Here is a 17,619-nt window from a genome sequence, read left to right on the forward strand (position 1 = left end):
GCCTGCGCGCGGCAGCGATGGGGCAGCCGAGCGACAGCGCGGTGTCGCGAGGGGCGCACGATCGCGGCACCTGCCTGTATCCTGGATCTCGCTACTGGTTCTTGCGCACGTAGGTCAGGGCCACGAGGCACATCTCGTCGAGCGTCTCCTCGCCGAGGTGCACGTCCACCGGCGCCGGGAGGCGCCGCTCCTTGAGCGCCTTCACGAGGAAGGGGTTGCTCGTGGAGTTGTCGTATGCGCAACGCATCGTGAGCAGATCGCCGCCCCGGAGCCGCGGGAGCTCCTCGACGGGTGCGTCGTAGTAGTAACCGCGCTGCCACGAGAAATCCCACCTCGGCGTGTGCACGAGGCACAGCTCCGCAGGTTCACCGGCGGCGGGCGCCTCGCGCGCGAGCGCAACCTTCATGTCCTTGCCGACATAATGCATGTGCGTCGCGGCGCCGTAGACCCGGACTTCCGAGGACGACGCCGGCGCCGGCATCCGGAACTGCATCGTCTCGACGTGATCCTTCGCGCCCGCGGGGATCAGGAACTCGGCGCCCTCCGCGTCGTCCGGTCCGGGCAGGAGCCCGCCCCCCTCGGCCAGGGGCGACTCGAAGTTGCCGATCAGCGCGACCCCCATGAGGTACTCCGGAACGCCCTGCGTGAAGCGGAGCTGGACGCGCGTCGTGTCGGGCTCGGCGGTCGCCCCCGCCGGGTGGTAATGCACCTGCATGACCAGCCGCGAGCCAGCGGGCACCGCCGCGCCGATGTTCGGCTCGAGCTCCAGCGGCACGCCCCCGGGCGCCCAGGCGGCGAGGAGCTGGCCCGAGAACCCGGGGCCGCCGAAGCAATCGTATCCGCCGTGCTCGTCGGCGAGCGCCGCGGACTCGCCCTCCTCGTCGAGGAAGACGAGCGCGTGGTGCACGACCTTGCGGTTGCCCGGGATGACGTACGCGCCGTTCATGTAACGCATCTCCGTCAGCCCGGGGTCCATCACGAAGCACCGGAACTTGTCGGCCTCGCCGCTCGCGACGAACGGCTCCACCGGCGCGACCTCCAGCTCGGCACCGGCGAGCCCGCCGGTCCCGGGGACGAACGGCGACGGCGCTTGCGCGGGATCCCCCTCCGGGCTGCCCGCGGCGGCCCACGCCTCGAAGGTGGCTATCTCTTCCTCGGTGAGCCGGAGGTCGTCCTTCCAGCCATGAGGCGGCTGGCACGCGTCGGTATCGAGCGCGCCCCACGGAGGCATCGTGCCCTGCCGCGTCGTGAGCGCGAGCAGGCTGGCCACCGTGCGCGCCGCCTCGTAGGTCGTCAGGCTGAACGGGGCGATGTTCCCGGGAGAGTGGCAGCCCGTGCAGTGCTCCTGCAACAGCGGCTCGACGTCGCGATGGAACGTCGGTGACGCCGCCGTCGAGCCCGGCTCCTCCTCGCCTGAACAGCCCAGGAAGAGCGCCGGCGCGAGCGCCAGCAGCATGAGCACGCCAGATGTCGAATGACGCATGGATCTCCTCGTCTACCGCGCCCGCCGCAGGCGCTCCGTCGCGGCCATCCATGTGTCATCGCGAGGCGGATCGCCGGATCCATCGGCGAGTCCACCTCGAATCGTGGGACAGCTCACCATTCAATGCAGCCTCTCGAGGGCGGAGAGAGCCCCTGAGAGACGGTAGTGCTGTCATTTGAACATGAAGGCGGTAAGGCGGGAAGAAAATCTCAATGATCTTCCCGCCTTACCGCCTTCATGTGAACCCTCTCTGGGCAAATGACAGCACCACCTGAGAGACGTCCGTAGCTCCAGGACAGAATCATGGCCCCGGCGGCGTCACGCTGGTGGCCGCGGACGGGCGCGAGCGGCCGAGGTCGCCGAGGTCTGAAGAGCGCCGCGCGCGCGTCACGGCGGCTCGCGCCCGCCAGCGTGACGCTGCGCAGCGCGCCGCGAGGTGCGCTCTCGGCGCGCTGCATCTCGAGAGGAGACGAGGCGCCGTGCGCGGGCGCATTCAAGCGTCCGACGCGCGCGAGAGCTGTGGACACGCCAGGGCGCATCGGGTCCACTCGTCTTATGGCGCGCAACAGGAATTTTCTGCGTCCGCGATTCGAATTTGCCTCGCTGACCGCCCGCCGGATGGCGCCCCTGGTCCCCCTGCTTGCCTTGCTCGCCTCGCTCGCCGCGATCGGCTGCGCGGGTGGCTCGGAGGTCACGACCGTGGCGTCGTCCGGGGCCGGCGGCGCGGGCGGCAGCGGCGGCAGCGGCGGCGCGGGTGGCAGCGGCGGCACGGGCGGCAGCGGCGGCGCCGGGGGCGCGCCGAGCGGGAAGCTCGAGCTCTGCGTGCTCAACGACGGAGGGCCGACGGACGCGTGCGCGAGCCCCGAGGTCCTCGACTTCGAGTCGGTGCCCCCGGGCAGGCAGCGGACACGCCTGTTCCGCGTCGAGAACCAGACCGCGGAGGAGGTCACGTTCACCGAGGCGAGCATCGCCAGCGCCGATTTCGCCGTCGAGGCGGTGCGCTACGAGCCGGATCCATCGAGCCCGGGCGCGTGGACGCGCGCCGTCGCGCCGCTGCCCGCCCAGAGCGAGCCGGGCGGCGCGCTCTACTTCGAGGTGACGTTCACCTCCGATGGCGCCGCGGGGCCGCTGCCCGCCGATCGGGTGACCGTGGAGGCCGACGTCGGCGACGCCCACGCGCCCGACGTCGTGGTGCCCGTCATCGGCCGCTCGAACAGCTGTCCCGTGGGGACCGGGGCCTGCGACGACGAGCCGGACAACGGCTGTGAGACCGACCTCCTGACCAGCGCCGCCCACTGCGGCGCGTGCAGCCAGCTCTGCGTCTCGCCGAACGGGACCACCGGCTGCATCGACGGGATCTGCACGGTCTCGTCGTGCACCACCCCCCACGCCGACTGCGACGGGAACGCCACGAACGGCTGCGAGACCAACCTGCTGACCGACGTGGAGGCGTGCGGCGCCTGCGGGACGAGCTGTCTCAAGGAGCACACCGAGTCGTTCTGCAACGGGGGCAACTGCAACATCATCGGCTGCGCGCCGGACCACGCCGACTGCGACCTCGACCCGCTGACCGGCTGCGAGACCGACCTCCTGACCAGCGCGGCCCACTGCGGCGGCTGCAACGTCGCCTGCGACTTCGCCCACGCGAGCGAGACGTGCGCGGCGGGCGAGTGCGAGTTCGGGGCGTGCGACGCCGGCTATGCCGACTGCGACGGCGACCTGACGAACGGCTGCGAGGCGAACCTCGGGGCGAGCCTCGCCCACTGCGGCGCCTGCGGGGCCGCGTGCAGCTACCCGGGCGCGGCCGAGGCCTGCCTCGCGGGCACCTGTGTCATGGGCGCCTGCGACGCCGGCCACGCCAACTGCGACGGCGAGGCGGCGAACGGCTGCGAGGTCAACACGGGCACGAGCCTCGCCAACTGCGGCGGCTGCAACATCGCGTGCGCGCTCCCGAACGCCGCCGAGTCGTGCCTCGGCGGCACCTGCGTGCTCGGCGCCTGCGAGGCCGGCCACGCCAACTGCGACGGCGAGGCGGCGAACGGCTGCGAGGTCGACACGGGCACGAGCCTCGCCAACTGCGGCGCCTGCGGCGCGACGTGCGCCCTCGCGAACGCCTCCGAGTCGTGCGTCGGCGGCGCCTGCGTGCTCGGCGCCTGCGCCGCCGGGTACGCGAACTGCGACGGCGAGGCGGCGAACGGCTGCGAGGTCAACACGGGCACGAGCGTGGCGAACTGCGGCGCCTGCGGCGCGCTGTGCGCCGCCGCGAACGCCGCGGAGTCGTGCCTCGGCGGGACGTGCGTGATGGGCGCGTGCGACCCGGGGTTCGCGAACTGCAACGCGAGCGCGCTCGACGGCTGCGAGGTCAACACCGCGAGCGATCCGGCGAACTGCGGCGGCTGCAACCTCGCGTGCGCCCTCGCGAACGCGTCCGAGACGTGCCTCGCCGGCACCTGCGTGCTCACCGGCTGCGAGGCCGGCTTCGCGAACTGCGACGGCGCCCCGGCGAACGGGTGCGAGGTCGACACGCGCACCAGCGTCGCGAACTGCGGCGCCTGCGGCGCGGCGTGCGACCTCGCCAACGCCTCCGAGGCGTGCGTCTCCGGGACCTGCGACCTCGTCGCCTGCAACGCGGGGTTCGCGAGCTGCAACGGCGACGAGGCCGACGGGTGCGAGGTCAACACCGCGTCGGATCCGGCCAACTGCGGCGCCTGCGGCGCGGACTGCGCCGCGGCGATGCCGCACGCGGCGGTCGGGTGCGGCGCCGGGGCGTGCACGTTCGGCGGCTGCCTGCCGGGCTTCTACGACCTCGACGGGTCGCTCGCGAACGGCTGCGAGTACGCGTGCACGTTCGTGAGCGACGAGGACCGGCCCGACGACGGCTTCGTCGACGCGAACTGCGACGGGATCGACGGCGACGCGCGCCTCGCGATCTTCGTGGCGGTGACCGGGAGCGACGCCAACCCGGGCACGCAGCGCGCGCCGAAGGCCACGGTCGTGGGCGGCATCAACGAGGCGGTGCTGACCGGCAAGACGCAGGTCTACATCTCGCAGGGGACGTACGTCGGCCGCGTCAGCCTCTCGAGCGGCGTGTCGCTCTACGGCGGCTACAACGCGGCGGCCGGCTGGACGCGGTCGGCCGCCTCGTCCGCCGTCATCCGCTCGGGGAGCACGACCGGCGGCTACGTCGCGGCGGTCGAGGGCCAGAACATCAACACGCCCACGACGCTCGACCGGCTGACGATCCAGACCTCGGACGCGACGCTGGCCGGCGCGTCGAACTACGCGATGCGCTGCGTGAGCTGCACGGGGGTGACGCTGCGGAACAGCCGGCTGGAGGCCGGCGCGGCGGGGCCGGGCGCGGCGGGCGGCAACGGCGCGACCGGGGCGGCGGGCGGCAGCGGCGCGACCGGCGGGGCGGGCAGCTGCGACGGCGCCGGCACGCGCATCGGCGGCGCGGGCGGCACGTCGACGTGCGGGCGCACCGGCGGCAACGGCGGCAACGGCGGCCCCGAGGGGGAGAGGGCGGGCAGCGGCGGGTCCGTCGGCACCGGCGGGACGCCTGGCGGCGTCGGGGGCTCACCCGGGAGCGACTCCGCGGGGCAGCCGGGCACCAACGGCCAGAACGGCGCCAGCGGGACGGCCGGGCTGAACGGGACCGGCGGCACCGGCGGGACGGTCAGCGGCAACGTCTGGCAGGGCAGATCGGGGAACGCCGGCGTCACGGGCCTCCCCGGGAACGGGGCCGGCGGCGGCGGCGGCGGCGGCGGGCAGGGCGGCTTCGTCGCGAACGACGGCGCCGGCAACGGCGGCGGCGGCGGCGGCGCTGGCGGCTGCGGCGGCAACGGCGGCGTCGGGGGCAGCGCGGGGGGCGGCTCGTTCGGCCTGTTCCTCGTGAACTCGACGGGCTTCCAGCTCGTCGCCAGCCAGGTCGCCGGCGGCGACGGCGGCGCCGGCGGGCGCGGCGGCAACGGCGGCAACGGCGGCAACGGCGGCACTGGCGGCAACGGCGGCACCGTGTGCACCAGCGAGGTGGGCGCCGGCGGGACCGGCGGCCGCGGCGGGACCGGCGGCCGCGGCGGGCACGGCGGCGGCGGCGCGGGCGGCGTCTCGTACGGCGTCTACCGGGTCAGCACCACGATCTCGACCACGGGCAACGTCGTCACGCACGGCGTCGGCGGCGCGGGCGGCACCTCGAGCGGCAACGCGGGCGCGGCGGGCGCCACCGGCAACGTGTTCTGAGCGGCCGCGGGCGCGGCGAGCTCGCGCGGGGTGCGCGGGCTCGCCGGGCGCCGGAGGGTAGTGCTGTCATTTGAACATGAAGGCGGTAAGGCGGGAAGAAAATCTCAATGATCTTCCCGCCTTACCGCCTTCATGTGAACCCTCTCTGGGCAAATGACAGCACCACCCGCCGGAGCGCGCGGCGGTCGGGTCAATCGAGGAAGGCGGGGAACCTGGGGAACGCCGCGAGCGCGTCGGGCTCGTGCTGCACCACGAAGCGGGCGTGGGTGGCGTTCGCCAGCGCGAGGATGCGCTCCATCGAGCGGATGGACTCCTCGCGATCGGTGTTGAAGGGGGGCACGCGGTGGTTCGCGCAGTTCCCGTGGGTGTGGCAGAGGTCCCCCGAGATGACGATCGTCCCCGCGCGCCGCAGGCGGACGATGAGGCTCTGGTGCCCCGGCGTGTGCCCTGGCGACGGCACGATGCGCACCGCGCCGTCGCCGAAGACGTCCGCCTCGCCGTCGAGGAGCCGGAGCTTCGCGGTGCGGTAGGCCGAGATGAGCTCCGGCTCGACGGTCGGCGGCGCCGGCGTCGCGGTCGCCCACTCGAGCTCGCGCCGGCTCAGGATCCACGTCGACGCGGGGAACAGGTTGGCGTTGCCCGCGTGATCGACGTGGAGGTGCGAGAAGGCCACGTACTGCACGTCGGCGGGCTCGAGCTGCAGCGCGCGCAGCTGCTCGCGCAGCGGCGTGTCGACGCGGAACCGTATCCCCGTGCGAGCATGCACGACACCGCCCTTGGTCCGGGCGTTCACGTCGCTGATCCCGGTGTCCCACAGCAGGGTGCCGCCCGGGTGCCGGATGACATAGCACGCCGCGACCAGCTCCCTCGGGCCCCCCTCGTCCCCGAAGGCCGCCATGTCCGGGATCTCGGCGCGGCCGCAGTCGAGCGCGTACAGGCGGACCTCCTTGGGGGCCTCCGGCGCTGGCTGCGGCGCGGGCGCGCTGCCGGCGCACGCGGGCAGGAGCACGAGCAACGCGAGCGACAGCGCTGCCCACCATCGTTGAAGGGACATTCCATCTCCTCTCTCGCCGCCGCGCGAGCGGCGCCCCGAGCGTCGATGGCGCGGCGGATCTTCTGGAAAAATCGGTGAGCTGCGCGGCGGCCCGGGCGGGCCGCCGCGCGCTCTTCACGCCTTCACGGATCGACCGGGGTCAGTTGACCTCGTTGTGGCACGTGGCGCTGCAGTCGTCGCCGCTCGACGTGTTGCCGTCGTCGCACTCCTCGTACGGCGCCTGCCGCACGCCGTCGCCGCAGTGCGGGCCGAACACGCAGCCGGGCGCGCACTCGCCGTAGCCGCCGTCGTTCACGCGGTCGTCGCACTGCTCGGGCGGCGTCTGGGTCACCCCGTCGCCGCAGCGCGGGCCGATCACGCAGCCGGGCGCGCACTCGCCGTAGCCGCCGTCGTTCACGCCGTCGTCGCACTCCTCGCCGAGCTCACGCTGCACGCTCCCGTCGCCGCAGACGGCGCCGATCCGGCAGCCGAGGCAGCCCATGCTGCCGTCGTTCACGCGGTCGTCGCACTCCTCGCCCCACTCCTCCTGGACGACCCCGTCGCCGCACTGCGCGGCGCTCTCGCACTCCGGGGTGCACCCGCCGTAGCGGCCGTCGTTCACCCCGTCGTCGCACGTCTCGCTCGGCGCCTGGACCACCGCGTCGCCGCACCGCGGCCCGATCAGGCACTCCGGCGAGCACCCGCCGTAGCGGCCGTCGTTCACCCCGTCGTCGCACTCCTCGCCGAACTGGCTGTCGATGTTCTCGTCGCCGCAGCGAGGAGCCGCCACGCAGCCCGGCGCGCAGGCGTCGGAGCCGTAGCCGCCGAGGTTGGTGCCGTCGTCGCAGATCTCGTACGGGTTGGTCCGGATGCTGTCGCCGCAGTAGAGCCCGAGCGTGCAGCTCGTCGAGCAGTTCCCGTAGCCCGGGCCGTTCTCTTCCCCGTCGTCGCACTGCTCGTCGGGCGTGACGATGCCGTCGCCGCACACGGGCTCGCAGACGGACGGGGCCGCGTTGAAGCCGCCGAGCGTCAGCTTGTAGCTGGACGCCGTGGTGTGGCGCTCCGCCTGGAACACGACGACCTCGTAGACGCGCCCCTCCGTGAGCCCGAGATCATCCATGAGCACGGTCCCGCGATCGTCCTCCACGCCGGCGACCTCGCCGGTCCCCATCGGGGTGTGGATGCCGCCGAGATCGATGCGGAGCCGGTTGTTGATGAACACCCAGACGTCGTCGTCGCCGTAGAAGTCGAGCCGCTCGCCGCCGTGGTACTCGAACCAGTAGCGGACCTCGCTCGTGAAGTAGAAGTTGTGGTTGCCCGCCTCGGCCCAGTCGTTCCACGGATCGAGCGCCAGGCGGCTCGCCTCGCGCTGCGCCGCCGGCACCGACGGGTCCTGCCACCCCTTGCCGTCGAGCGGGAAGAACCCGTGATCCTCGAACACGAACACGTCCGTGGCCCCGGCGCGCGTGAGCGTGAGCAGGTCCACGACCGTCTTCGACAGGGTCGAGTCGTTGTACCAGCGGTCGAAATCCGTCGCGTTCGTGAGGAAGGCGTCCGCCGGCGGGGACGCGGCGAGCCGCGGCTTGCCGTCGGCGCCGAGCGTCGCCTGCACGAGCCCCCGCAGGAGGACGTTCGGGGGGTTGCGGTCAGGCTCGAAGTTCGGCGCGTTCTCCTTGAAGTCGCGGAGCACGATCGGCACCTGGAGCTCGTCGCCGAGGACCGCGTCGTTCGTGCAGCTGTAGCCCGGCTCGACCGCGCACGCGGACGAGCAGCCGTCCCCGTCCGTCGTGTTGCCGTCGTCGCAGGCCTCGCCGCCGAGGCGCAGGCCGTCGCCGCAGGCGGAGGTGCAGCCCGTGTCGCCGCAGTCCGGCTCGACCTGGCAGAACGGCGTGCAGCCGTCGCCCAGGTTCGCGTTGCCGTCGTCGCACGGCTCGGAGCCCTCCCGCTCGCCGTCGTTGCAGACCGTGTCGCGGCAGATGTAGCCGCCGGCCGCGGGCTCGCACACGAGGCCCGGCTCCCACCGGCACTCGGCGCTGCACCCGTCGCCGTCCTCCGTGCCGCCGTCGTCGCAGTCCTCCCTGGCGACGACCCTCCCGTCGCCGCAGACCGCCGTGCAGCGGCTCCCCGCACGCGCGCAGTCGAACCCGGCCTCGACCGCGCAGGTGGCGGAGCAGCCGTCGCCGGAGACCCTGTTGCGGTCGTCGCACCCCTCGCCGACGCCGATCTGGCCGTCGCCGCAGACGACCGTGAACGTGCAGTGGATGCCGTCCGGGCACACCCAGCCCGCCTCGACGAGGCAGGCCGGCGAGCAGCCGTCGCCCGACTCCGTGTTCCCGTCGTCGCACCGCTCGCTCGGCCGCAGCTTGCCGTCGCCGCAGCGCTCGACCGGCCGGCACGGCTGCCCCGGGACAGGGCAGGTGATGTTGCCGGGGTCCTCGAGGGCGCACACGTCAGAGCACCCGTCGCCGGAGGTCGTGTTGCCGTCGTCGCAGCCCTCGCCGGCCGAGACCCGCGCGTCGCCGCACGTGTGGAGCCGCCGACAGGGCTCGCCCGGCGCCGGGCAGAACCAGTCGCCCGGCTCGCGCTGGCAGCGGTCGTCGCAGCCGTCGCCCGAGGCCGTGTTGCCGTCCTCGCACGTCTCGCCGGGCTCCACGACGCTATTGCCGCAGGCGATCGTCGTGTGGCACCCGTCTTCCGGATCGCAGGCGCAGTACGGCTCGATCTTGCAGGCGCCGGAACAGCAATCGCCGGGGAGGCTGTTCCCGTCGTCGCACTCCTCGCCCTCGCGGTTCATCTCGCCGTCGCCGCACGCCGGCTCGACGGCGTCGCACTCCGGCGGAGGATCCGGCGAGTCGCACGGATCGCCCCCGCCGCTCCCCGACGAGGGCCCGACCGCGATGAACCCGCCGAGGCCGCCGGAGCTGTCGTCGCCGCCGGAGCCCGTGGCGCCGCCCGCGCCCCCCGACCCGCCCACGCCGCCGCCCGCGCCGTCGTCGCCGCCATCGCCGCCGTCGTCGCCGCCGCAGGCGACGAGCGGACCGGCGAGCAGGACGAGCAGCACGGAAGAAAGAGTCTTTGCCAAGCGCATTGATGCCACCATCCCAACCCGCTTCAGAAGAGCGTCACGTTGTCCAAGGAATGCCGCGGAGCGCCTCGGCCGACGAGATGCGCCTCCGGGGATGGCGTGGGCGCGCGTCGCACAGGGCTCCCGCGCACGGTCGCGTGTAGGTAAGCGCCGTCCCCGGGGTGATCGCAACGCAAACACCGCGATGTTGCAAGCGGATTTCACGCCGTGGCCGGTTTGCGACGCCCCGCTCGCCGAGCGGCCACGGGATCCGCGCGGTGCGCTGGCCAGCGCGCTCGCCAGCGGGCGGGCGGCGCGCGGCCTTGACATCGGTTTACATCTCGTCCGCCCGCGCCATCTCGTCCCCCGGCCCTGGCGGAACGGCTGTACCCTGGCCGCGGGGAAGCCGGGCCCGCGCTGGTTCGGCGCGGGGGCGGCGTTGAGCTGACCACGCGGACCACGCGGACCACACGGAGCAGGCATGGTGTCGACAGGGGCCCTGGATGGAGCGGCCCGGACGGCGGGGGCGCCGCCCCCGAAGCCGGCGGAGACGCTGGACGGCGGCAATTACGAGGTCATCCGCCGGCGGCTCGTCGAGCGCGCCGAGGAGCTCGGCCGCCGCGCCGAGGCGCTCAACGCGCGGCGGAAGCAGGTGTTCGGCGGCACCGACCTCGCGCTCCTCGAGAACGCGCGCGTCAGGACCGAGAACAACTGCCTGCCCCGCGACATCGTGAGCATCCGGGGCAAGCTGCTCGTCGGCTACCTCGTGTTCATGGGGCTGAAGGAGGTGAACGTCGGCGACGTCTTCAGCCTCCACCGCTTCGCCAAGGCGGACGGCGCCTTCGACCTGTCCCCCGTCCCGCTCGACGAGGGCGACGCATTCCTCGGCGACCCCGGGTTCGTCAAGGAGTTCAAGGACCTCCACCGCTACGTCAAGGAGCCCCGGCTGCTCCAGCTCCGGCGCAGCGACACGCGGCTGCTCGCCATCTTCCAGGTCGGCGCGACCGAGCGCGACACGAAGGTGTTCCGCTGGAGCATCGACGCGACAGGGCGCATCCGGTACCTCGACGCGCGCGGCGAGGAGGACAACGTCCGGCCGCGCCACCACGACTTCGCCTGGACGCAGTCCACGCGCGACGACCACGTGCAGGGCAAGCACCCGCACGTCTCGATCCTCGGCGAGATCTTCGTCGAGACGGTCGGCGGCGACCTCACCGTCAAGGTCGAGAACAACACGGCGACGGGGCTCGGCATCTACCGCGAGCCGGTCGACGACGCGGGCCAGGCGCTCGACGACGCCGACATCCAGTACGCCCGCCTCGGGCCGCTCATCCTGCTCAAGATCAAGCCGTTCCGGGAGCCGTCGTACCGCTACCTCGTCTACAACAGCCGCACCCGCAAGGTCGTGCGCATCGACGCGATCGGCCTCGCCTGCCTGAGCCTCCCCGAGGACCAGGGCATCGTCTTCCCGAACGGCTACTACCTCGTCACCGGCGAGACGAAGCGGTTCGAGGGCAGCACCGAGAGCCTCGTCTTCGAGCGGGTCATCCGCTCGCCCAACGGGGAGGACGTGCTCTACGTGTTCCACCAGGTCGTGGAGGGGCGCTACGTGCTCTTCCCGTACAACCTGATCCGCAAGGAGATCGCGACCCCGATCCAGTGCCACGGGTACAGCCTCTTCGACGACGGCAAGATGGTGATCTTCCGGGCGTCGGGCGACGAGGCGACCCGCGTCCACCCGATGCAGATCTGGCAGACGCCGTTCATGACCGCGGAGTTCGCGGCGTCGGCGCCGACCGACGGCTCGTACCTCGCGAAGGTGGGCAACGCCGACCTCGTGCGCGGCATCTCCGACGCGCTCAGCCTGCGGCGCGCGGCGATGGACGGGTCGCCGACCCGCCAGACCTTCGAGGACCTCATCCGGACCGCCGGGCGGATGACCGACGCCTTCTACTGGCTCGGCCACGCCGAGGCGGGCGACCTCCTGTCGACGGTGACCGAGCTCCGGGCCGTCTCCGAGAGCATCGTCGACGAGTTCGAGAAGGTCGAGGCCATCAAGGCGCGCGCGGCGAGCGCGCTCGCCGAGACCGAGGCCGCGCAGCGGCAGCTGCTCGGCGGGGTGCGGCCGGAGGACGCGGCGAGCGTCGACGCCTTCCTGACGGCGCTGACCGCCCTGCGGCGGCAGCGCGGGCACCTCATCACGCTCCGCGAGCTCAAGTACATGGACCTCGGCCGCGTCGACGCGCTCGAGGCCGAGGTCGTCGCGCGGGCTGACGAGGTGAGCCGCGCGTGCGTGACGTTCCTGCTGGGCGAGCAGGCGTTCCGCCCCCTGGCCGACCGGCTCGCGGGGCTCATCGCGAAGATCGAGGCGGTCGCGAAGTCGCCCGAGCTCGCGCCGTTCGCCGCCGACCTCGACGCCGTGAACGAGGGGCTCTCGGTGCTCGCCGACATCGTCGCGAGCCTCAAGGTCGACGACCCCACGGCGCGGACCCGGATCCTGGAGGGGATCAGCGAGGTCTACGCGCAGCTCAACCGCGCGCGCGCGACCCTCACCGCCCGCGGCAAGGACCTCCGGGGCGCCGAGGGGCGCGCGGAGTTCGGCGCGCAGTTCAAGGTGTTCGGCCAGAGCGTCTCGAGCGCGCTCGCCGTCTGCGACTCGCCCGAGCGCTGCGATCGCGAGCTCTCGAAGCTCCTCGTCCAGCTCGAGGAGCTCGAGGGCAAGTTCGGCGAGTTCGACGAGTTCCTCGGCGAGCTCGCGGCGAAGCGCGAGGAGGTCAACGACGCGATCGCGGCGCGGCGGCAGGCGCTGCTCGACGAGCGGCAGCGGCGCGTCTCGAACCTCGTCGCCGCGGCGGACCGGATCGTCCAGGGCGTGGCGCGGCGGGCGCGCTCGTTCGCGGGCGCGGACGAGCTCAACACCTACTTCGCGTCCGACCCCATGGTCGCCAAGCTCCGCGACCTCGCGGCGGAGCTCCACGCGCTCGGCGACAGCGTGAAGGGGGACGAGGTCGAGGCGCGGCTCAAGTCGGCGCGGCAGGACGCGCTCCGGGCGCTGCGCGACCGCGAGGACCTGTTCGAGGGCGGCGGCGACGTCATCAAGCTCGGCCGCCACCGCTTCAACGTGAGCACGCAGCCGCTGGAGCTCACGCTGGTCCCGCGCGGCGAGGGGCTCGCGCTGCACCTCACCGGGACCGACTTCTTCGAGCCGATCGAGGACCCGGCGCTCGCGAGCGCGCGCGACCTCTGGGGCCAGGAGCTCGCGAGCGAGACGCCGGCCGTGTACCGGGGCGAGTTCCTCGCGGGCTCGATGCTCGCGGACGCCGAGGCGGGGCGGGGAGGCCTCTCGATCGACAGGCTGCGCGAGGCGGCGCTCGGCCCGGGCGGGCTGCTCGCCGCGGTGCGTGCGTACGCGGAGGGCCGGCACGACGAGGGGTACGAGCGCGGCGTCCACGACGCGGACGCCGCGCTCATCCTGGAGAAGCTGCTCGCGCTGCGGGTCACGGCGGGGCTGCTCCGCTTCGCGAGCGGGCCGCGGGCCCTCGCCTGCCTGTACTGGGCGGGGCTCGAGCCGCGCGCCCGGGATCTCGCGCACCGGCGGGCGCGGAGCCTGGGCCGGCTGGCGGCGCAGCTCGGCGAGAGCGAGGCGCGGGCGGCGCTCGCGGCCGAGCTCGCGGAGGGCGTGGCGGCGACGGCGGCGGCGCACCGGCTCGCGGCGGACGTGAGCAGCGCGGCGGACGTGCGCGTCGCGGCGCGGTACCTCGTGGAGGAGCTCGCGGCCGAGCGCCTCCGGTTCGTGACGAGCGACGCGGCGCTCGCCCTGCGCGACGCGCTGCTGTCCCACCTCGATCTGGCGGGGGGCCGCGCCGCGTTCGAGGAGGACCTCCGGCAGCTCGAGAAGCACCCGGCCGAGCGGCTCCAGCTCGCGCTGGCGTGGCTCACGGGGTTCGTCGCGAAAGACGCGTCGCGCTCTCCCATGAGCCACCTCGCGCTAGAGGCGGCGGTCGTCATCGTGACGGAGCGGCAGCTGGAGCGGGAGCCCAGCGGGGCGGTGACCGAGGCCCGCGTCGAGGGGCTGCTCGGCCAGCACCCGCGCATCAAGGACCGCGCGCTCGCGCTCCGTCTCGACGAATTCCTGAGCAGGATCGAGGACTTCCTGCACGAGCGGGCGCCGCGCTACCGCGCCTACAGGAAGGTGCGGAGCGAGATCGCGGAGCGCGAGCGGCGGCGGCTGCGGCTCGAGGAGTTCGCGCCGCGGGTGCTCACGTCGTTCGTGCGCAACCGGCTGATCGACGAGGTGTACCTGCCGCTGGTCGGCGCGAACCTGGCGAAGCAGCTCGGCGCCGCGGGCGACGTGAAGCGCACCGACCTGATGGGCATGCTGCTGCTCATCTCGCCGCCGGGCTACGGCAAGACGACGCTGATGGAGTACGTCGCGAGCAAGCTCGGGCTCGTGTTCATGAAGGTGAACGGGCCGTCGCTCGGCCACCAGGTGACGTCGCTCGACCCGGCCGAGGCCCCGAACGCGACCGCGCGCCAGGAGGTCGAGAAGATCAACCTGGCGTTCGAGATGGGCAACAACGTGATGCTGTACCTCGACGACATCCAGCACACGAACACGGAGCTCCTGCAGAAGTTCATCTCGCTCTGCGACGGGCAGCGCCGGATCGAGGGCGTGTGGCGCGGCCGGACGCGGACCTACGACCTGCGCGGCAAGAAGTTCTGCGTGGTGATGGCGGGCAACCCGTACACGGAGTCGGGGGCGCGGTTCCAGATCCCCGACATGCTGTCGAACCGGGCCGACACGTACAACCTCGGCGACATCCTCGACGGCAAGGAGGAGCTCTTCGCGCTGAGCTACCTGGAGAACGCGCTCACGTCGAACCCGACGCTCGCGCCGCTCTCGGGGCGCGCGCCGGGCGACACGCACCGGCTCATCCGGATGGCGCAGGGCGAGGCGGTGGCCGCGACGGAGCTCGAGCACGCCTACTCCGCGGCGGAGGTCGCGGAGATCGTCGCCGTGTTCGAGCGGCTCTTCCAGGTGCAGCGGGTGCTGCTCTCGGTGAACCTCGAGTACATCCGCAGCGCGTCGCAGGACGACGCCTTCCGGACGGAGCCGCCGTTCAAGCTGCAGGGCAGCTACCGGAACATGAACAAGCTGGCCGAGAAGGTCGTCGCGGCGCACACGCCCGCGGAGGTCGACCGGCTCATCGACGATCACTACGTGAGCGAGTCGCAGACGCTGACCACCGGCGCCGAGCAGAACCTGCTCAAGCTCGGCGAGCTGCGCGGCCGGATGACGCCCGAGCAGCAGGCGCGGTGGGACGAGATCAAGAAGGGCTTCGTGCGCATCAAGCGCATGGGCGGCAAGGAGGACGACCCGGTGGTGCGCGTGACCGGAACGCTCTCGATGCTCGGCGAGCAGCTCGAGGGCATCCGCGGGGCGATCGGGAAGGCGGCCGCGGTGGCGCAGGCGGGCGACGCGCGGGCGCGGGAGATGAAGCAGTGGCTCGCGCCGGAGATCGAGCGGCTCTCCGGGGCGCTCAAGGGGGTGGCGCAGCCCCGGGTGGAGGTGAAGGTCGAGACCGATCGATCGGTGTCGGAGTTCGTGGGCCACCACCTGTCGCTGGTGGAGCGGCTCGTGGCGCCGCTCGCGAAGGCGACGACGCAGAGCGCGTTCGGCATCCGGGCGATCGAGGCGCAGGTCTCGGAGCTCGGGCAGGCGCTCCGGTCGCTCGACGAGCGGGTCCGCGCGGCGGCGCGCCCGCAGAGCCAGCCGCCGCCGCCGCGCTTCGAGGCGCGGCTCGGGGTGGAGTCGCCGGCGAACTTTTACCGGACCGCGCCCGCGGCCGACGTGGTCGAGCACGGCGGCGTCTTCGTGCCGACGTTCCGGCAGCCGCCGGCGCGGGGGACGACGGTCGCGCTCAAGCTCCCGTTCGCGGAGGGCGGCGAGATCGACGCGGTGGCGGTGGTCGAATGGACGCGCGACGCGCAGGACGAGGGTCCGGCCGGGTTCGGGGCGCGCTTCGTGCGGCTCTCGGGCGAGCAGCGCGAGCTCGTGGAGGGGTTCGTACGGCAGCGGGAGCCGATGCTGCTCCGCGCCTGACAGCGCGCCGCCGGGTGGCGGCGCGCGTGCGTCAGGCTGGCAACGTCCACACGCATGCGGCGTCCGGCGCACGCGATCGCTCGGCTGCTTCCGCTCGCGCTTGCTCGCCTGTCCGCGCTCGCGTGCGCTCGTCTCCACGCGCTCGCGTGCGCTCGCCTGCTGGCTCGGCGACGCACGCAGAAGCGGAGGTGCTCCACGCGATCACAGCACCCGAGCTTGGCCACCCGCGCGCCGCTCGTTCCGCACACGAACGCGCACGCGAGCGAGCAGACGCACGGGACAGTTGCCTGCATGAGGAGTGGAGGCGCGTACCTCGTGCGTGTTATCACCATGCCGCGACGCGTATCGTCAGCGATGGCCTGGACTCGAAGCCCGCGCTCCGGCGCCGGGTATGCAGGAGCTTCGGCGCATGAAGATGATGACCCTCGGACCCTTTGATGGGAACGCGTGGCTGCTCGGGCGGAAGGTGGAGCGGACGGTCGCCGAGTGGAAGGAGCCGGCGCGGCTCGCGATCGTGGCCATGCCGAGCGGGACGAAGCACGAGGAGTACCTCGCCGCGATCGAGGACGCGACGGGCATCCCGGTGGTCGGGGCCACGACCGGCGGGGCGTCGTTCACGGAGCGCGGCTTCAGCAAGAGCGGGGTGACGTGCGCGTTCCTCGGCGGCGCGAACGTCGACGTGGCGTGCGCGGCGGCGCGCGAGCTGCGCGCGGATCACGTGAAGAGCATCCGGGCGGCGCTGAGCGACATGGACGAGGCGGTCTCGAGCAGCGGGCCGCGCAGCGGGTCGCCGAGCTCGATCCTGGTGCTGGCGGACGCGTTCGCGTGCGACGGCGACGAGCTTGTCGCGGCGCTCCGCCAGGGTGTGCCGCCGCACACGCGCGTCTTCGGCGGGACGGCGGGCGACGGGTGGACGTTCGAGGGTGCGCGGGTGTTCCTGGGCCGCAAGGCGCTGACGGACGCGGCGATCCTCGTGCGGCTGACGCACCGGCACCGGATGAACATCGACGTGGTGCACGGGTTCCGCGCGGCCGAGGGCGGGCGGGATTTCACGATCACCGACATCGAGCGGAACGTGCTGAAGACGCTCGACGGGCAGCCGGCGGCGCGGGTGTACGAGGAGGAGCTCTCGCGGCTCGGGTTCAGGTCGAGCGGCGAGGGGCTGCTCCAGACGATGGCGAAGCACGCGCTCGGCGCGAAGACGCCGTTCGGCGAGGCGCTGAAGATCAGGTCGCCGATCGCGGTCCGGGGGGACGGGGCGGTGGTGCTGACCGGGGGGCTCTCGCGGGGGCAGGTCGTCCGGGTGGTGAACGCGGGGACCGACGCGCTGCTGCAGGCGGCGAAGAGCCTGTCGACGAAGGTGCTCGGGCCGCTGCCGGCGGTGTCGGGGTCGCTGGTGTTCGACTGTGCGTCCCGGTACCGGCTGCTGGGCGAGCGGTACCGCGAGGAGGTGCGCGCGTTCCTGTCGCCTCACGGGGGTCCGCACCCGATGTTCGGGATGGCCTGTTACGGGCAGATCGCGAAGTTCGGGGGGAGCGTCGAGGGGTTCCACAACACGAGCTCGGTCATGGTGGCGTGGGGGGAGTCGGACCAGGGGACGGGGCCGGCGAGCGGGTGAGCTGCGGCTCCAGGGTCGCGCCGAGCTGACCGGCCCGAGGAGAGGGGGCTCGTCGCGCGGTGTGGGGGCCCCGCCGAAC

At 73.2% G+C, this 17,619-nt stretch carries 6 protein-coding genes; 3 read left to right on the top strand and 3 right to left on the bottom strand.

The genetic code is table 11. The annotated features are described in order from the left end of the window. Window positions 1-91: 91 nt before the first annotated feature. Window positions 92-1,483 carry a hypothetical protein gene (locus WME85_RS33110; protein WP_437827099.1) on the bottom strand — a complete coding sequence of 464 codons (1,392 nt, stop codon included), beginning with the start codon at window positions 1,481-1,483 and terminating at the stop codon, window positions 92-94. Between the two features lie 618 nt (window positions 1,484-2,101). Between WME85_RS33110 and WME85_RS33115 the strand changes: the two genes are divergently transcribed. Further along, window positions 2,102-5,722: a hypothetical protein gene (locus WME85_RS33115; RefSeq protein WP_437827100.1), complete on the top strand. Its 3,621-nt coding sequence runs from the start codon at window positions 2,102-2,104 to the stop codon at window positions 5,720-5,722. Window positions 5,723-5,912: 190 nt separating this feature from the next. Here WME85_RS33115 and WME85_RS33120 read toward each other — a convergent pair whose 3' ends face one another. Next, window positions 5,913-6,776 (bottom strand): N-acyl homoserine lactonase family protein, encoded by an 864-nt coding sequence (locus WME85_RS33120; RefSeq protein ID WP_437827101.1) that lies wholly within the window; start codon window positions 6,774-6,776, stop codon window positions 5,913-5,915. Window positions 6,777-6,915: 139 nt separating this feature from the next. Next, the gene (locus tag WME85_RS33125) at window positions 6,916-9,843 is read right to left on the bottom strand and encodes a DUF4215 domain-containing protein (RefSeq protein ID WP_437827102.1); all 2,928 of its coding nucleotides are present in this window, start codon (window positions 9,841-9,843) and stop codon (window positions 6,916-6,918) included. Window positions 9,844-10,300: 457 nt separating this feature from the next. On the opposite strand from WME85_RS33125, the gene WME85_RS33130 reads away from it, so the two are divergent. Both WME85_RS33130 and WME85_RS33135 read left to right on the top strand, forming a co-directional pair. Beyond that, window positions 10,301-15,922, top strand: coding sequence for a DNA repair ATPase (locus tag WME85_RS33130; RefSeq protein ID WP_437827103.1), 5,622 nt, complete (start codon window positions 10,301-10,303; stop codon window positions 15,920-15,922). 409 nt (window positions 15,923-16,331) lie between these two features. Next, complete coding sequence (locus tag WME85_RS33135; RefSeq protein ID WP_437827104.1) at window positions 16,332-17,540, top strand: FIST signal transduction protein; 1,209 nt, start codon at window positions 16,332-16,334, stop codon at window positions 17,538-17,540. Window positions 17,541-17,619 lie beyond the last annotated feature (79 nt).

It is taken from the genome of Sorangium sp. So ce1153, assembly GCF_051521595.1.
GTDB lineage: Bacteria > Myxococcota_A > Polyangia > Polyangiales > Polyangiaceae > Sorangium.